Origin of the sequence: Streptomyces sp. NPDC059743, assembly GCF_042732975.1 — a bacterium.
Lineage (GTDB): Bacteria > Actinomycetota > Actinomycetes > Streptomycetales > Streptomycetaceae > Streptomyces.
Window position 1 is genome coordinate 1 of sequence record NZ_JBHWGS010000007.1, and the last position, 17,398, is coordinate 17,398.

General features: G+C 68.3%; 9 protein-coding genes, 1 tRNA gene and 2 pseudogenes. 10 read left to right on the plus strand and 2 right to left on the minus strand.

Going from position 1 to position 17,398, the window contains the following annotated elements; translation table 11 throughout:
* Positions 1 to 184 precede the first annotated feature (184 nt).
* Positions 185 to 257: transfer RNA gene (locus ACFV6H_RS14610), tRNA-Thr, on the plus strand.
* A 42-nt stretch (positions 258 to 299) separates the two neighbouring features.
* Here the strand turns inward: ACFV6H_RS14610 and ACFV6H_RS14615 are convergent.
* On the minus strand, positions 300 to 2,951 hold the full coding sequence (locus tag ACFV6H_RS14615) for a SpoIIE family protein phosphatase (protein ID WP_385541643.1): 2,652 nt from the start codon (positions 2,949 to 2,951) through the stop codon (positions 300 to 302).
* A 524-nt stretch (positions 2,952 to 3,475) separates the two neighbouring features.
* Here ACFV6H_RS14615 and ACFV6H_RS14620 point away from each other — a divergent pair.
* Positions 3,476 to 6,967 (plus strand): annotated as a pseudogene (locus tag ACFV6H_RS14620) (HAMP domain-containing protein); the annotation flags it as partial.
* Between the two features lie 76 nt (positions 6,968 to 7,043).
* Here ACFV6H_RS14620 and ACFV6H_RS14625 read toward each other — a convergent pair.
* On the minus strand, positions 7,044 to 7,328 hold the full coding sequence (locus tag ACFV6H_RS14625) for a CxxxxCH/CxxCH domain-containing protein (RefSeq protein WP_384985468.1): 285 nt from the start codon (positions 7,326 to 7,328) through the stop codon (positions 7,044 to 7,046).
* Positions 7,329 to 7,345: 17 nt separating this feature from the next.
* On the opposite strand from ACFV6H_RS14625, the pseudogene ACFV6H_RS14630 reads away from it, so the two are divergent.
* The 8 genes and pseudogenes from ACFV6H_RS14630 to ACFV6H_RS14665 all read left to right on the plus strand — a co-directional run.
* Positions 7,346 to 8,752 (plus strand): annotated as a pseudogene (locus ACFV6H_RS14630) (ATP-binding protein); the annotation flags it as partial.
* 286 nt (positions 8,753 to 9,038) lie between these two features.
* Complete coding sequence (locus tag ACFV6H_RS14635) at positions 9,039 to 9,707, plus strand: two-component system response regulator (protein WP_384790244.1); 669 nt, start codon at positions 9,039 to 9,041, stop codon at positions 9,705 to 9,707.
* Between the two features lie 152 nt (positions 9,708 to 9,859).
* A complete protein-coding gene (locus ACFV6H_RS14640) occupies positions 9,860 to 12,685 on the plus strand; it encodes a DNA translocase FtsK (protein ID WP_385541645.1) in 2,826 nt (941 codons plus the stop codon).
* A gap of 444 nt (positions 12,686 to 13,129) precedes the next feature.
* Positions 13,130 to 13,912 carry a RodZ domain-containing protein gene (locus tag ACFV6H_RS14645; RefSeq protein WP_370747539.1) on the plus strand — a complete coding sequence of 261 codons (783 nt, stop codon included), beginning with the start codon at positions 13,130 to 13,132 and terminating at the stop codon, positions 13,910 to 13,912.
* A gap of 49 nt (positions 13,913 to 13,961) precedes the next feature.
* Complete coding sequence (rimO, locus tag ACFV6H_RS14650; protein ID WP_385541648.1) at positions 13,962 to 15,512, plus strand: 30S ribosomal protein S12 methylthiotransferase RimO; 1,551 nt, start codon at positions 13,962 to 13,964, stop codon at positions 15,510 to 15,512.
* Positions 15,509 to 16,201 (plus strand): CDP-diacylglycerol--glycerol-3-phosphate 3-phosphatidyltransferase, encoded by a 693-nt coding sequence (gene pgsA / locus ACFV6H_RS14655; RefSeq protein WP_385541650.1) that lies wholly within the window; start codon positions 15,509 to 15,511, stop codon positions 16,199 to 16,201. Before rimO ends, pgsA begins: the two co-directional genes overlap by 4 nt.
* A gap of 86 nt (positions 16,202 to 16,287) precedes the next feature.
* Positions 16,288 to 16,800 carry a CinA family protein gene (locus ACFV6H_RS14660; RefSeq protein ID WP_385542089.1) on the plus strand — a complete coding sequence of 171 codons (513 nt, stop codon included), beginning with the start codon at positions 16,288 to 16,290 and terminating at the stop codon, positions 16,798 to 16,800.
* 109 nt (positions 16,801 to 16,909) lie between these two features.
* A complete protein-coding gene (locus ACFV6H_RS14665; protein ID WP_046497329.1) occupies positions 16,910 to 17,293 on the plus strand; it encodes a helix-turn-helix domain-containing protein in 384 nt (127 codons plus the stop codon).
* Positions 17,294 to 17,398 lie beyond the last annotated feature (105 nt).

Genomic DNA, 17,398 nt, shown 5'->3' on the forward strand with positions numbered 1-17,398 from the left:
TGCAGGGGGGACCCTGTGGGAGAGTAGGACGCCGCCGAACAATCTTTGACGGGAATGCCCTGTGCCAGGTATCTGGTACAGGGCATTTCTGCGTTCCGGGACCGTTCATAGCCCATTCAAGTCCTGTTCAAGAGCGAGGTTCTGACCACGGCTCAGCATCAGGTATGCTTTTCCTCGTTGCTGCGCCCCAATAGCTCAGTCGGTAGAGCGTCTCCATGGTAAGGAGAAGGTCTACGGTTCGATTCCGTATTGGGGCTCCGCGTAGAAGCAAGGCCCTCGCCACTCGGCGAGGGCCTTCTTCATGTGCCGGGGAGGTGCTCCGGCACCCGCATCGTGAGGATGGCCATGTCGTCGGAGGCCGGCTCGGCGGCGAAGCGCTCCACCGCGCGCATTACACGGGAGGCGACCGCGCCCGCCGTCAGTCCCGTACAGCTCGTCAGAACATCGGCCAGGCCGTCGTCGCCCAACATGCGTGTGCCTTCGCGGCGTTCGGTGACGCCGTCGGTGACACACAGCAGGACGTCGCCCGGGTCCAGGGTGATCGTCTGCTCGTACAGCTCCAGGTCCTCCATCACACCGAGGAGCGGCTGCGGTTCGGCGGCCGGTTCGACCGTGCCGTCCTGACGCAGGCGCAGCGGGAGCGGATGGCCGGCGCAGACCATCTTGAGGATCGCGCTGCCGTCCTCCTGTGGCCACAACTCGCCGTACAGCAGTGTGAGAAAGCGGCTGCGGGCGCCCTCGTCGAGGATCGCCGCGTTCAGTCGTTCGAGGACCGCGGGCCCGCCGAAGCCCTCGCGGGCCAGCAGCCGGAGCGCGTGCCGGGCCAGGCCGGTGACGGCCGCGGCTTCCGGGCCCGTACCGCAGACATCGCCGATGGCGAAGCCGTAGGCGCCGTCCCGGATGGGGAACAGATCGTAGAAGTCGCCGCCTACTTCATTGCCTTCGCCCGCGGCGCGGTAGATGACATCGACCTCGACGCCCGGCACCTCGGGCAGCCCTGGCGGCAGCAGGCTGCGCTGGAGTGCCTGGCTGATGGCGGTGCGCTCGGAGTAGAGGCGCGCGTTGTCGAGTGCGAGTGCCGCCCGGCGTGAGAGGTCTTCGGCGAGTTCCAGGATCTCCTGGCGGAAGTGGTCGTCCGAGGGCTTGCCGAGAGTCAGCATGCCGATGACGCGGTTGCGGGCCACCAGCGGCAGTACGACGGTCTCGCCGCCGACCGCCGCGGCTGTTGCCAGTGTGGTGCCCACGCCGGAGGAGAGCGGGGAGGAGCTGCCGCCCAGCTCGCGCATGGAGGTGCGCAGTGCCGCCTGGTGGGCGGCTTCCGCGGGAGCGTGCCAGATACGGGCGCCCGGCGTGGGGACCGGGTCCGGTGGGTTGATCTTGGAGAGGAGGGCCTTGAGGCCGTCGATGCGCTCCTCGTCCTCGTGCAGCACATACGAGAGGTACGGGTCGGACGCCTGGTCGGCGATCGTGTAGACGGCGCACCAGGTGGCGAGGGTGGGGACGGTCATCTGGGCCATGAGGGCCAGTGTCTGGTCGCGGTCGAGCGTTCCGGCGAGCAGGTCGGAGGCTTCGACGAGGAAGGAGAGTGAGCCGCGGCGTAGACGTTCGAGTTCACCGAGGCGGGCGGATTCGACGGCCAGGGCGATACGGTCCGCGGCGAACTGGAGGCGCAGGGCCTCCTCGTTGGAGTAGCGGCCGGCGCTTTCTGCGGCGACGCCCAGGGAGCCGGTGAGCCGGCCCTCGACCTTGAGCGGGACGGTCACGACGGAGCGCATCCCGGTGTGGTCGAGCAGGGGGACGGCGCCCGGAACGGCCGTCAGGTCCTCGTGGACGGTGGGCATGCGTGCGGAGCCGTACCGTCCGGTACCGGCCTCCACGGGGACGCGTGCGAAGCGCTGACGGGCGGACGGGAGCCCGGTGGAGGCCCGTACCTCCAGCTCCGTCTCGTCGTCCGTGGCGAGCAGCAGAAAGGCCGAGTCACCGTCGAGCATGTCGCGGGCGCGCTCCACCGTGCGCTGGAGGAGTCCGTCGAGATCGTCGGGGGCCGGGGAGCCGATGAAGACCTCGAAGGGATCCGCGGCGCGGCTCTCGGCACCCGCCTCGCTCGGGCCGCGCAGCGGTGTCTGGATGACGGCGCGCTCGTAGTCGCGTACGAGAAGGCAGACGGTGGACGGCTCGCCGCGCGTGTCGCGCACCCTGAGATGGGAGGCGTAGACGGGGATGACGCGGCCGTCGGAGGCGCGGATTCCGTAACTGCCCTCCCAGCGGGAGAGTTGGAGCGCTTCGACGATGCCGGTGCCGAGACCCGGTGTGTGCGGCCAGGCAGCGATGTCGGGCAGCGGCTTGCCGATGACCTGATCGGCCGCGTATCCGAAGATGTGCTCGGCGTCCTCGTTCCAGTTGACGATGGCGGCGCTTCGGTCGATCTGGATGACGGCGACCCGTACGCGTTCGTCGGCGACGGGAAGCAGACCGGTGGGCAGGACGGGTCCGGCCGAGCGGGTGCCGACAGGACGCTGGGGCAGGTCGAGCTGGAACCAGACCTGCTTGTACGTGGAGGTGTACTCGACGCCCCAGCGTGAGGCCATGGCGGCGCAGAGAAGCAGTCCTCTGCCGTTCTCGCGGTCGGCGTTGGCGAAGGTCCGTCCGGCTCCCTGGATCGGGATCTCGCGCTCCGGGTAGCGGTCGGCGACCTCGACGCGGACGCCGTCCTCGGTACGGAGGCAGAGCACATCGGCGGAGGTGCCGGCGTGGATGACAGCGTTGGTGACGAGTTCGCTGGTGAGGACCACGGCGTCGTCGACGACATCGGCGTAGCCCCATCCCTGGAGCGTGTCGCGGACAAAGGCGCGGGCTGTGGCCACCGACCGTCCGACCGGGTCGAAGGTGGCAGCCGCCCGCGCGGTGACCACAGAACTCCTCGTACGCGTTTCGACGCCCGGCTCCGCCATGATCGGCTCCGCCCCTCCTGGTGCCCGGTGGTAGTACCTTCGCCACACCGCCCCCTGCCGGGCGGACCGGGGTGGTTGGACAGCCGGATGCCAGGTTACTTACCTTCGCTGTCCGGGCGGATGCCGGTCGCCGCTGTTTCCGCCCTCCGGGGGCGGGGACGCTAAGCGAAGCTGCCGAACTGTTATGGCCTGGTTCGGACGTGGTGAAACACTGGGCAGGCTTCCGGAGAAAGCCCGGCGGTACGGTCAACCCCTGCGGGAGGGACACGGTGGAGTCTGGCACGGCGGCGCGTGGCACGAGTACGCGCGCGAAAGGCGGACGGTCCCGGAGCAATGGGACCTCCGAGGTGGACACGGCAGAGTTGCAGAGACTGCTGGCCGCCTTGGTGTCGATGCGGGACGGCAATTTCCGTAAACGGCTGACCGTCGCCGGTGACGACGTGATGGCGGAGATCGCCGCTGTCTTCAACGAGGTCGCCGACCGCAATCTCCATCTCACGGGCGAGCTGGCCCGGGTGCGCCGGATGGTCGGGCGGGAGGGGAAGCTCACGGAGCGGCTGGAGACAGGCGCCTGTGAGGGCTCCTGGGCCGCCGCCATCGACGCGTCGAACGCGCTGGTGGACGATCTGGCGCGGCCCGTGTCCGAGGTCGGGCGGGTGCTCTCCGCGGTCGCCGAGGGCGATCTGGAGCAGCGGATGGAGCTGCGCTCGCAGTCTCCGGACGGTGCGGAGAGGCCGCTGCGGGGCGAGTTCCTGAAGGTGGCCCGTACGGTCAACAACCTGGTCGACCAGCTGTCGGCGTTCACCGACGAGGTGACGCGGGTGGCGCTGGAGGTCGGTACCGAGGGCAAGCTCGGCGGCCAGGCCAAGGTGCGCGGTATGTCCGGATCGTGGAAGGACCTCACGGATTCGGTCAACACGATGGCGTACCGGCTGACCGCTCAGGTACGTGATATTGCTCTCGTTACGACGGCCGTGGCCAAGGGCGATCTGTCGCGCAAGGTCACGGTCCATGTGGCCGGCGAGATGCTCCAGCTCAAGAACACCGTGAACACCATGGTGGACCAGCTCTCGTCGTTCTCCTCCGAGGTCACGCGCGTGGCCCGGGAGGTCGGTACGGAGGGCGAGCTGGGCGGTCAGGCGACCGTGCCGGAGGTGGCCGGGGTCTGGAAGGACCTGACCGACTCGGTGAACACGATGGCCGGGAACCTGACCAGTCAGGTGCGCGGTATCGCGGAGGTCACGACGGCCGTCGCCAACGGTGATCTGTCGCAGAAGGTGACGGTGAGCGCGCGCGGCGAGGTGGCGCAGCTCGCCGAGACGATCAACCAGATGACGGAGACGCTCCGTACCTTCGCGGACGAAGTGACCCGCGTGGCGAGCGAGGTCGGCGCGGAAGGTCTGCTCGGTGGCCAGGCGCAGGTGCCGGGCGCCGCCGGGACGTGGAAGGACCTCACGGACTCGGTCAACACCGTCTTCCGCAATCTGACGACTCAGGTGCGGGACATCGCGCAGGTGACGACGGCGGTCGCGAACGGCGATCTGTCGCAGAAGGTCACTGTCGATGTGGCCGGCGAGATGCTGGAGCTGAAGAACACCGTCAACACGATGGTGGACCAGCTCCAGTCATTCGGATCCGAGGTCACCCGGGTCGCGCGGGAGGTCGGTGTCGAGGGCCGGCTCGGCGGCCAGGCCGAGGTGCCGGGCGCGGCGGGTACGTGGAAGGACCTCACCGATTCGGTGAACACGGCCTTCCGCAACCTCACCGGCCAGGTGCGGGACATCGCGCAGGTGACGACGGCGGTCGCCAACGGTGATCTGACCCAGAAGGTCACCGTGGATGTCGCGGGCGAGATGCTGGAACTGAAGAACACCGTCAACACGATGGTGGCGCAGCTCTCCTCCTTCGCCGACCAGGTCACCGTGATGGCCCGGGACGTGGGCACGGAGGGCCGGCTCGGCGGCCAGGCGCGGGTGGACGGCGTCAGCGGTACATGGAAGGAACTCACCGACTCCGTCAACTTCATGGCGGGAAATCTCACCGATCAGGTGCGTCAGATCGCACAGGTGACCACGGCGGTGGCGCGAGGTGACCTGTCGCAGAAGATCGATGTGGACGCCCGGGGCGAGATCCTGGAGCTCAAGAACACCATCAATACGATGGTCGATCAGCTCTCGGCCTTCGCCGACCAGGTGACCAGGGTCGCGCGTGAGGTGGGTACGGACGGACGGCTCGGCGGTCAGGCGAAGGTGCCGGGCGTGGCCGGTGTCTGGCGGGATCTGACGGATTCCGTCAACGGCATGGCCGGGAACCTCACCGATCAGGTCCGCAATATCGCGGGTGTCGCGACGGCGGTGGCGCGTGGCGACCTCTCGCAGAAGATCGACGTGGACGCGCGCGGCGAGATCCTGGAGCTCAAGAACACCCTCAACACGATGGTGGACCAGCTCTCCAACTTCGCCGAGCAGGTCACCCGGGTGGCGCGCGAGGTGGGCACCGAGGGCATGCTGGGCGGCCAGGCCGAGGTCCAGGGTGTCTCCGGTACCTGGAAGGACCTGACCCAGTCCGTCAACTTCATGGCGAACAACTTGACCTCGCAGGTCCGCAATATCGCCGAGGTCACCACGGCGGTCGCCAAGGGCGATCTGTCGAAGAAGATCACGGTCGACGCCAAGGGCGAGATCCTCGACCTCGTCACGACCGTCAACACGATGGTCGACCAGCTCCTGAACTTCGCGGACGAGGTCACGCGTGTCGCCCGTGAGGTGGGTACGGAGGGCATCCTCGGCGGCCAGGCCAGGGTCCGGGGTGTCACCGGCATCTGGAAGGACCTCAGCGACAACGTCAACACGATGGCCAACAACCTGACCAGTCAGGTGCGGAACATCTCCCGCGTCTCGGCCGCGGTCGCCAACGGCGATCTGACGAAGAAGGTGACGGTGGAGGCGCGCGGCGAGGTCGCGGAGCTCGCCGACACCGTCAACACGATGGTGACGACACTGTCGTCGTTCGCCGACGAGGTGACACGGGTCGCCCGTGAGGTGGGCACCGAGGGCGAACTGGGCGGCCAGGCCAGGGTGCCCGGTGTGTCGGGCACCTGGAAGGACCTCACCGAGTCCGTGAACTCGATGGCGTCCAATCTGACCGGCCAGGTGCGCCAGATCGCCACCGTCACGACGGCCATCGCGAAGGGCGATCTCACCAAGAAGATCGACATCGACGCGCGCGGTGAGATCCAGGAGCTGAAGAACACCATCAACACCATGGTCGACCAGCTCTCCTCCTTCGCCGAGGAGGTGACCCGGGTGGCCCGCGAGGTGGGTACGGACGGCCAGCTCGGCGGCCAGGCGCGGGTGCGGGACGTGGACGGCACCTGGCGCGACCTCACCGAGTCGGTGAACGAGATGGCCGGCAATCTGACGCGTCAGGTGCGCGCGATCGCCGCAGTGGCCACCGCGGTGACACGTGGCGATCTCAATCTGAAGATCGATGTCGACGCGGCGGGCGAGATCCAGGTCCTCCAGGACAACATCAACACGATGATCGCCAATCTGCGGGACACCACCCTCGCCAACGAGGAGCAGGACTGGCTGAAGGGCAACCTCGCCCGTATCTCCGGTCTGATGCAGGGCCGCCGCGATCTCGACGACGTGGCCTCGCTGATCATGAGCGAGCTGACTCCGGTGGTCTCCGCGCAGCACGGCGCGTTCTTCCTGGCGATGCAGACCGGCAATGTGCCCCAGGTCGGTACGGACGGCGGCAGGGACGGCTCGTACGAGCTGTGCATGCGCGGCAGTTACGGCTACTCGGCCGGTTCGATGCCGACGGTCTTCCGGCCCGGTGAGACGCTCATCGGCACGGCCGCCGAGGAGAAGCGCACCATCCAGCTCAATGTGCCGCCGGGCTATCTCAAGATCTCGTCCGGACTCGGAGAGGCGTCGCCGGCGCATGTGATCGTGCTGCCGGTGCTCTTCGAGGGCAAGGTCCTCGGAGTGATCGAGCTGGCGTCGTTCCAGCCGTTCACGCATATCCAGAAGGACTTCCTCAACCAGATCGCCGAGATGATCGCGACGAGCGTCAACACCATCAGCGTCAACTCCAAGACGGAGGTGCTGCTGAAGCAGTCGCAGGAGCTGACCGAGCAGCTCCGTGAGCGTTCGGCCGAGCTGGAGAACCGGCAGAAGGCCCTTCAGGAGTCCAACGCGGAGCTGGAGGAGAAGGCGGAGCTGCTGGCGCAGCAGAACCGTGACATCGAGGTGAAGAACACCGAGATCGAAGAGGCCAGGCAGGTGCTGGAGGAGCGGGCCGAGCAGCTCGCCGTCTCGATGCGCTACAAGTCGGAGTTCCTGGCGAACATGTCGCACGAGCTGCGCACACCGCTCAACTCGCTGCTCATCCTCGCCAAGCTGCTCGCGGACAACGCTGAATCGAATCTCTCGCCTAAGCAGGTGGAGTTCGCGGAGACGATCCACGGCGCGGGCTCCGATCTGCTCCAGCTCATCAACGACATCCTCGATCTGTCGAAGGTCGAGGCGGGCAAGATGGATGTCAGCCCGACCAGGATCGCGCTGGTCCAGCTCGTCGACTATGTGGAGGCGACGTTCCGGCCGCTCACGGCGGAGAAGGGACTCGACTTCTCCGTGCGGGTCTCGCCGGAGCTGCCCGCGACGCTGCACACCGATGAACAGCGTCTGTTGCAGGTGCTGCGGAATCTGCTCTCCAACGCAGTGAAGTTCACCGACTCCGGCGCGGTGGAGCTGGTGATCCGTCCGGCGGGCGCGGATGTGCCGCACGCCATCAGGGAGCAGCTGCTGGAGGCGGGTTCGCTGCGGGACGCCGACGGCGATCTGATCGCCTTCTCGGTCACCGACACCGGGATCGGTATCGCCGCGAGCAAGATGCGGGTGATCTTCGAGGCGTTCAAGCAGGCGGACGGCACGACCAGCCGGAAGTACGGCGGCACGGGTCTGGGCCTGTCCATCAGCCGGGAGATCGCCCGGCTGCTCGGCGGTGAGATCCATGCGGCGAGCGAGCCGGGACGCGGCTCGACCTTCACGCTCTATCTGCCGCTGCATCCCAGCGAGCTGCCGCCACAGGGTTATCCGCAGTTGACGCCCGCTGGTGTGCAGTTGACGCCGGCGGGTGTGCGGCCGGCGGGACGCCCGCTGGAGGACGGTACGGGAGAGACGGTGGGCCAGCAGGCGGAGGCCGCCTCTCTGGAGATCGAGCCCGCGGGTCCCGCCGCGCTCTTCCGGCGCCGTCGCAGGAGCCCGGGCGCCGGGCAGGGCTCCGGGCCGTCGGGACAGGGCGCACAGGCCTCGCGGTCAGGAGGCGCGGGCTCCTCGGGCCGCCAGGAGTCCTGGAGCTCCCGCACGGGCGGTACGGGCCGTCAGGACGCGCCGCGCGAGAGCCGTACGTTCAGCTTCGCCGGCGAGAAGGTGCTGATCGTGGACGACGACATCCGCAATGTTTTCGCGCTCACCAGCGTGCTGGAGCAGCACGGACTGTCCGTGCTGTACGCGGAGAACGGCCGTGAGGGCATCGAAGTCCTGGAGCAGCACGACGATGTGACGGTCGTTCTGATGGACATCATGATGCCCGAGATGGACGGATACGCCACGACGACGGCGATCCGGAGGATGCCGCAGTTCGCCGGGCTGCCGATCATCGCGCTCACCGCGAAGGCGATGAAGGGCGACCGGGAGAAGGCTCTCGAATCGGGCGCATCCGACTATGTGACAAAGCCGGTTGACCCCGACCATCTGCTGACGGTGATGGAAGACTGGATGCGCCACAGGTGACCGGCCGCCGCCGGGCAGGGCCCAATTATCGGAATGTACCGACGGACTGTGCCGGACGGCGTGTGAGGCGGGGATATTCGGGGAACCTTCTGGTCTCGCGCTACGTTTCTGCTTTGTGCACAGTGACATCACGGTGACAGGGTGTGGCGACAGGCGGGGTGCGGCTACCATGACCGGCACAAGGACGGACGGCGTAAGGGAGTCGTCCCCTGGGGCGGCGCCCGGCATCACGCGGGGCACCGTGAGCGGGGGACGTCCCATGCCGGGGCGAGGAGGGCGGGCGGCCATGGTGCAGAAGGCCAAGATCCTCCTGGTCGATGACAGGCCGGAGAATCTGCTGGCGCTGGAGGCGATCCTCTCCGCGCTCGATCAGACGCTGGTGCGGGCATCGTCCGGGGAGGAAGCGCTCAAAGCGCTGCTGACGGACGACTTCGCGGTCATTCTGCTGGATGTCCAGATGCCCGGCATGGACGGGTTCGAGACGGCCGCGCACATCAAGCGGCGTGAGCGGACGCGCGACATCCCGATCATCTTTCTCACAGCCATCAACCACGGCCCGCACCACACCTTCCGGGGTTACGCGGCGGGTGCGGTCGACTACATCTCGAAGCCGTTCGATCCCTGGGTGCTGCGCGCCAAGGTCTCGGTCTTCGTCGACCTCTACATGAAGAACTGCCAGCTCAAGGAACAGGCCGAGCTGCTCAGACTCCAGCTGGCGGGTGCGGGCGACAGCAGGGAGCCGGCCGGTCTGCTCGCCGAACTCTCGGGCCGGCTCGCGGCAGTTGAGGAGCAGGCCGAAGCGCTCTCCAAGCAGCTGGACGACGATTCGGCGGATGCCTCCGCCGTGGCCACCGCCGCCCATCTGGAGCGCAAACTCACCGGTCTGCGGCGGGCGCTGGACGCGCTGGGGCCGGGCACGGGAAGCGGTACGCCCACACTGCCCTCACAGAGCTGAGAGTCGGCCTTCACGGAACTGAGAGCGGTAGAGGCCGTGCCTGGGCGTGATCCGGTGAACGGCGTCAGTTTTCCACGGACTTGTGGCGACACGTACGGGTGAAGCGGTAGGCACACGTGTCGACGGCCGTGCACACCGGTAACCTCACCACCATGGCCTCACGTACGTCCGGCAAGGGTTCCCAGGGCACGGCGGGCACCGCAAAGCCGCGGGCCGGCCGTACGACCGGCGCCGCGAAGGCGGCTCCCGCCAAGAAGGCGGCGGCGAAGAAGGCGGCATCGCCCGCGAAAAGACCACCGGCCAAGAAGGCGCCCGCCAAGAAGGCCGCCGCGGCGCCCAAAGCCGCGCCGTCCCCCACCGGAGGCGTGTACCGGCTCGTACGCGCGCTGTGGCTCGGTATGGCCCATGGCGTCGGCGCGATGTTCCGTGGCATAGGGCGTGGTGCCAAGGGACTCGATCCGGCCCATCGCAAGGACGGTCTGGCCCTGCTGCTGCTCGGCCTCGCCCTGGTCGTCGCGGCCGGCACCTGGTCGAATCTGCGCGGTCCGGTGGGCGATCTGATCGAGATGCTCATCACTGGCACCTTCGGCCGGCTCGATCTGCTGGTGCCGGTGCTGCTGGGCGCCATCGCCGTACGGCTGATCCTCTATCCCGAGCGGCCCGAGGCAAACGGACGGATCGTCATCGGGCTCTCCGCGCTGGTCGTCGGAGTGCTCGGACTGGTCCATATCGCCTGTGGTGCTCCCGGGCGCGGTGAGGGCACCGAGGCGATCCAGGACGCGGGCGGGCTGATCGGCTGGGCCGCCTCCAGGCCGCTGATCTTCACCATGAGCGAGGTTCTCGCCGTACCGCTGCTCCTGCTGCTCACCCTGTTCGGTCTGCTGGTCGTCACCGCCACTCCCGTCAACGCCATTCCGCAGCGGCTGCGGCTGCTGGGCACCCGTTTGGGCATCCTCTCCTCGGCCGAGGCGCCGGAGCGTACGGACGACGACGATCGGTACGAGCGGTACGGGGACGACGATCGCTATGACGACCAGTGGCGCGAAGGACTGCCCGCCGGCGCGCGCCGTACCTCCGGGCGCCGGAGCGGACCGTCCGGTGAGTACGACCCGGACCAGGCGGAGGCGGAGGCGCTCTCCAGACGGCGCAGGCCGCGCCGGTCCTCCGTACAGCCGGCCGTCGAACGTCCGCTGGACGCGGTGGATGTGGCCGCGGCGGCTGCGGCGGCGCTGGACGGCGCGGTGCTCAACGGGATGCCGCCCTCGCCGGTCGTCGCGGACCTCACCCAGGGCGTCTCCGTGGACCGTATGCGCAAGGGCCTCGACGGGCCCGAGGAGCGCCAGGAACGGCCGGAGCGCCCTGCGCCCGTACCGACGTCCGTACCGACCGCCCGGGAGCCCGAGAAGCGGCCCGCGGGCGCCGCCGTCGCGGATCTCACCAAGCCCGCGCCTCCGATCGACAAACCGCTGCCTCCGCGCGCCGAACAGCTCCAGCTCCGCGGTGACATCACCTACGCGCTGCCCTCGCTGGACCTGCTGGAGCGCGGCGGTCCCGGCAAGACGCGCAGCGCCGCCAATGACGCCGTCGTCGCCTCGCTCACCAATGTGTTCATGGAGTTCAAGGTCGACGCGGCCGTCACCGGCTTCACCCGGGGCCCGACCGTCACCCGGTACGAGGTCGAGCTGGGCCCGGCGGTGAAGGTCGAGCGGATCATCGCGCTCACCAAGAACATCGCGTACGCCGTGGCCAGCCCCGACGTCCGGATCATCTCCCCGATCCCCGGCAAGTCCGCGGTCGGTATCGAGATCCCCAACACCGACCGAGAGATGGTCAATCTCGGCGATGTGCTGCGTCTCGCGGACGCCGCCGAGGACGACCATCCGATGCTGGTCGCGCTCGGCAAGGACGTCGAGGGCGGCTATGTGATGGCCAATCTGGCGAAGATGCCGCACATGCTGGTCGCGGGCGCGACCGGCTCCGGCAAGTCGTCCTGCATCAACTGTCTGATCACCTCGGTGATGGTCCGGGCGACGCCGGAGGACGTCCGGATGGTCCTGGTCGATCCCAAGCGCGTCGAGCTGACCGCGTACGAGGGCATCCCGCATCTGATCACACCGATCATCACCAATCCCAAGCGCGCCGCCGAGGCGCTCCAGTGGGTCGTACGCGAGATGGATCTGCGCTACGACGACCTCGCCGCCTACGGCTACCGGCACATCGACGACTTCAACCAGGCCGTGCGCGACGGGAAGGCCAAGACGCCGGAAGGCAGCGAGCGCGAGCTGTCGCCCTATCCGTATCTGCTGGTCGTCGTGGACGAGCTGGCCGATCTGATGATGGTCGCGCCGCGTGATGTCGAGGACGCCATCGTCCGTATCACCCAGTTGGCCCGTGCCGCCGGAATCCATCTCGTGCTCGCCACCCAGCGGCCTTCGGTCGATGTCGTCACCGGCCTGATCAAGGCGAATGTGCCCTCGCGGCTCGCCTTCGCCACCTCCTCGCTGGCCGACAGCCGGGTCATCCTCGACCAGCCGGGCGCGGAGAAGCTGATCGGCAAGGGCGACGGGCTGTTCCTGCCGATGGGCGCGAACAAACCGGTCCGTATGCAGGGCGCCTTTGTGACCGAGGACGAAGTCGCGGCGGTCGTCCAGCACTGCAAGGATCAGATGGCGCCGGTCTTCCGCGACGATGTCGTGGTCGGGACGGCGAAGAAGAAGGACATCGACGAGGACATCGGCGACGATCTGGATCTGCTCTGCCAGGCCGTCGAGCTGGTGGTCACCACTCAGTTCGGCTCGACCTCGATGCTCCAGCGGAAGCTGCGCGTCGGTTTCGCCAAGGCGGGCCGGCTGATGGATCTGATGGAGTCGAGGAACATCGTCGGGCCGAGCGAGGGCTCCAAGGCGCGCGACGTTCTGGTGAAGGCGGACGAAGTGGATGGAGTGCTCTCCGTGATTCGCGGGGAGCCTCAACCGTAGGAAAACGGAATCCCGAGCGAGCCCGAGCGAAGCGGCGCGAGTCCGACCGAGCTTGACCGACTTCTGTCGAGTCCGCCCGGCTTCCGTAGACCCTGACAGAACCCGGGCGAATCCGAAGGCAACCGTTTCCCTTGGGTAAACGTCAAGTTGGGGAGGGAGAGCATCATGTCCCTCTGCCACGCCGTCCGGTCATTCCGATGGCGTACAAAGTGCATCCGCCCGGTTGCCCCACCCTTTCGTACCACCCATAGACTGAACGTCCAGCAGGTGGCTACACGCTCGAAAGGCGCCCCCGTGTCCATCGGCAAATCCCCCGACGGCAGTGCCCCCGACGGCAACTCCCCGGAAGACGACCGGAATCCTCCCGAAGACGACCGGAACTCCCTGGAAGAAGAAGAGAACTTCCTTGAGGACGACCGGAACTCATCTCTATACGATCAGCCGTTGATCGAAGATGATCGGCCCTCGATCGGCCAGACCCTTCAGCAGGCGCGTATCGCCGCCGGGCTGAGCGTCGACGATGTCAGCGGCTCCACCCGCGTGCGCGTCCCCATCGTGCAGGCGATCGAGCAGGACGACTTCTCCCGCTGCGGCGGCGATGTCTATGCCCGTGGCCATATCCGTATGCTCGCCCGCGCGGTGGGGATCGATCCCGAAGCCCTGGTCGAGCAGTTCGACGCCGAGCACGGCGGCCGTCCCGTACCCACGCCCGCGGCGCCGATGTTCGAGGCGGAGCGGATCCGGCCCGAGCGGCCCCGTCCCAACTGGACCGCCGCCATGGTCGCGGCGATCGTCGCCGTGGTGGGCTTTGTCGGCTTCACGGCGTTCGGCGGGGAGGAGGACGCCGGCAAGGCCAAGCAGGCCGCCGAAGGTCCCAAGCCTCAGAAGAGCAACGTCAAACCCACGCCCAGCAAGCCGGCTCCCAAGCCCGAGCCGTCGGACAGCGCCATCGCGGCGGCGCCGCTCGACAAGGTCACGGTGCGGCTGTCGGCCATAGAGGACAAGAGCTGGATCTCGGCCAAGGCGCACGACGGCAAGCTGCTCTTCGACGGACTCCTCAACAAGGGCGACTCCAAGACCTTCCAGGACGACGAGCAGATCGATCTCATTCTCGGGAACGCCGGAGCGATCGAGCTGTTCGTGAACGGCAAGAAGGTCGAGGACGAGTTCGAGCCGGGACAGGTCGAGCGACTCACATACACGCAGGGCGACCCCGAGGCCGGCTGAGCAACCCTGCACGCCAGGGGCAGGGCCAGGACAAAGTAGTCTTGAGCCCATGCCCGAACGCCGTACCGTCGCCCTTGTCACACTCGGCTGCGCCCGTAACGAGGTGGACTCGGAGGAGCTTGCAGGCCGCTTGGCAGCGGACGGCTGGGAGCTCGTCCAGGACGCCTCGGACGCGGATGTCGCCGTCGTCAACACCTGCGGATTCGTCGAGGCCGCCAAGAAGGACTCCGTTGACGCCCTGCTGGAAGCCAACGATCTCAAGGAGCACGGCAGGACCCAGGCCGTCGTCGCCGTCGGCTGCATGGCCGAGCGGTACGGCAAGGAGCTCGCCGAGGCCCTGCCGGAGGCGGACGGTGTCCTCGGTTTTGACGACTACGCCGATATCTCCGACCGGCTTCAGACCATCCTGAGCGGCGGTGTGCACGCCTCGCACACGCCTCGTGACCGGCGCAAGCTGCTGCCGCTCAGCCCGGTCGAGCGGCAGGGCGCCGAGGTCGCGCTGCCCGGTCACGGGCAGACGGCGGCCGAGGTGGTTCCGGCGCCCGAGGATCTACCCGAAGGGCTCGCTCCGGCCTCCGGGCCGCGTGCGCCCTTGCGGCGGCGCCTGGACCGCAGCCCGGTCGCCTCCGTCAAGCTCGCCTCCGGCTGTGACCGGCGCTGCTCCTTCTGCGCCATCCCGTCGTTCCGCGGATCCTTCATCTCCCGGCGGCCCTCCGATGTGCTGGGCGAGACGCGCTGGCTCGCCGAGCAGGGCGTCAAGGAGGTCATGCTCGTCTCCGAGAACAACACCTCGTACGGCAAGGACCTCGGCGACATCCGGCTGCTGGAGACCCTGCTGCCGGAGCTGGCGGCGGTCGACGGGATCGAGCGGGTACGGGTCAGCTATCTCCAGCCCGCCGAGATGCGGCCGGGGCTGATCGATGTTCTGACGTCGACGCCCAAGGTCGCGCCGTACTTCGATCTCTCCTTCCAGCACTCGGCGCCCGATGTGCTGCGTGCGATGCGGCGCTTCGGGGACACCGACCGCTTCCTGGAGCTTCTGGAGACCATCCGGGGCAAGGCGCCGCAGGCCGGAGTGCGCTCCAACTTCATCGTCGGCTTCCCGGGCGAGAGCGAGGCGGACTTCGCGGAGCTGGAGCGTTTCCTCACGGGCGCGCGGCTCGACGCCATCGGTGTCTTCGGCTACTCGGACGAGGACGGCACCGAGGCGGCGACGTACGAGAACAAGCTGGACCCGGACGTCGTCGCCGAGCGGCTGGCCCATCTGTCGCGGCTGGCCGAGGAACTGACCGCGCAGCGGGCCGAGGAGCGGCTCGGCGAGAGCCTTGAGGTGCTTGTCGAATCGGTCGGCGGAGAGACCGACGGCGAAGAGGGCGGTTACGGGGAGGCGGCGGTCGGCCGGGCGGCGCACCAGGCGCCCGAGACCGACGGCCAGGTGATCTTCACTTCGGGCGAGGGACTGCGGCTCGGCCTCATGGTCGAGGCGAAGGTGATCGGTACCCAGGGCGTGGATCTGGTGGCCGAGTGCTACGAGCTTCAGGGGCTTTCGGGGCGTCCCGGGGACGATGCGAGGACACCGGGCGAGGAGGCGGCCAGATGACCGGAGTCCCGGCGTCCGCGGCCGGGGGTACCGGCGCGAAGCGGGTGGCGGTGGTGGTCGATCAGGCAAGTCTGTGGAACATCGCCAATATCCTCACCATGGTGCGACTGGTGCTGGTGCCGGCCTTTGTGGTGCTGCTGCTCCAGGAGGGCGGATACGACCCGGTCTGGCGCGCCTGGGCATGGGCCGCCTTCGCCGTCGCCATGATCACGGACATCTTCGACGGCCATCTCGCCCGTACGTACAACCTGGTCACCGACTTCGGGAAGATCGCCGACCCGATCGCGGACAAGGCGATCATGGGAGCGGCGCTGGTCTGTCTCTCCGCGCTGGGCGATCTGCCGTGGTGGGTCACCGGAGTCATTCTCTTCCGTGAGCTCGGGATCACGCTGATGCGGTTCTGGGTGATCAGACACGGAGTTATTCCGGCCAGCCGTGGCGGCAAGATGAAGACTCTGGCGCAGGGCACGGCGGCGGGGATGTATGTGCTGGCGCTGACCGGCCCGCTGGCCACGCTCCGCTTCTGGGTGATGATGGTGGCCGTCGTGCTGACGGTGGTCACCGGGCTGGACTATGTGCGGCAGGCGGTCGTGCTGCGGCGGCAGGGACTCGCGGCGGAGCGCGCGGCGGCCCGGTCCGCGGAGCCCGGTGCCTCCGGTGCTTCCGGCGAGGGCGAGTCCGCGCGGTGACCGCGGGAGCGCCCGGGGCCGGGACCGAGGCGGCCGGGACCGGGGCCGAGGCGGCCGGGACCGGGGCCGAGGCCGGTATCGCGCCGGTGCGGGAGTGCGCCGCGCGGGTGCTGGAGGCCCTGGAGAGGCTCGGCGGGACGCTGGCGGTCGCGGAGTCCCTCACCGGCGGTCTGGTGGCCGCGGAGCTCACATCGGTCCCCGGCGCCTCCCGGACCTTCCGCGGGTCCGTCACGGCCTATGCGACGGCCCTCAAGCGGGACGTACTGGGTGTCGACGGAGTCCTGCTGGCGGAGCGCGGTGCGGTCGATCCCGAGGTCGCGCGGCAGATGGCGGCCGGAGTACGGCGTGTGCTGGGCGCCGACTGGGGCGCGGCGACCACCGGTGTCGCGGGCCCCGATCCACAGGACGGACAGCCCGTGGGAACGGTCTATGTGGCCGTCGTGGGACCGGAAGGCGTGGGGAAAGTGACCGCTTTGCGGTTGAACGGCGACCGTGCGGACATCCGTAAAGAGAGTGTACGCAGCGTGCTCGCGCTGCTCCTCAGCGAACTCTCATGGAACGGGCGGGCACAGGATACGGAACAGAACGGGGGGAATTGATGTTTGCAGCCCTGAGTGAACACGACATCGCTCCCCGCACGGCCGCGGCGCGAGGCGGTACGGTGGGGCGTGAAGGATGCGGCTACGCGGTCCGAGGAGGGAGCCACCGATGATTCTGCTCCGTCGCCTGCTTGGTGACGTGCTGCGTCGGCAGCGCCAACGCCAGGGCCGTACTCTGCGCGAAGTCTCCTCGTCCGCCCGAGTCTCGCTCGGCTATCTCTCCGAGGTGGAGCGGGGGCAGAAGGAGGCATCCTCCGAGCTGCTCTCCGCGATCTGCGACGCGCTTGACGTACGGATGTCAGAGCTCATGCGGGAAGTGAGCGACGAACTGTCGCTGGCAGAGCTGGCGGCGTCGGCGGCGGCCAGTGAGCCGGTGCCCGCGCCAGTACGCCCAATGCTCAATTCCGTCTCTGTGACGTCGGTGGCGGGAGTACCGACGGAGCGGGTGACGATCAAGGCGCCTACGGAGGCGGTGGACGTCGTCGCCGCCTGACGGTGAGTGTTCCGTAGCGTTGCACAGAGCTCGTTACCCAGAGTTGGTCATTTGATGTCGTTCACATGACGTCGGCTGCACAGTGCTTGACGGAAGCCCCGATCG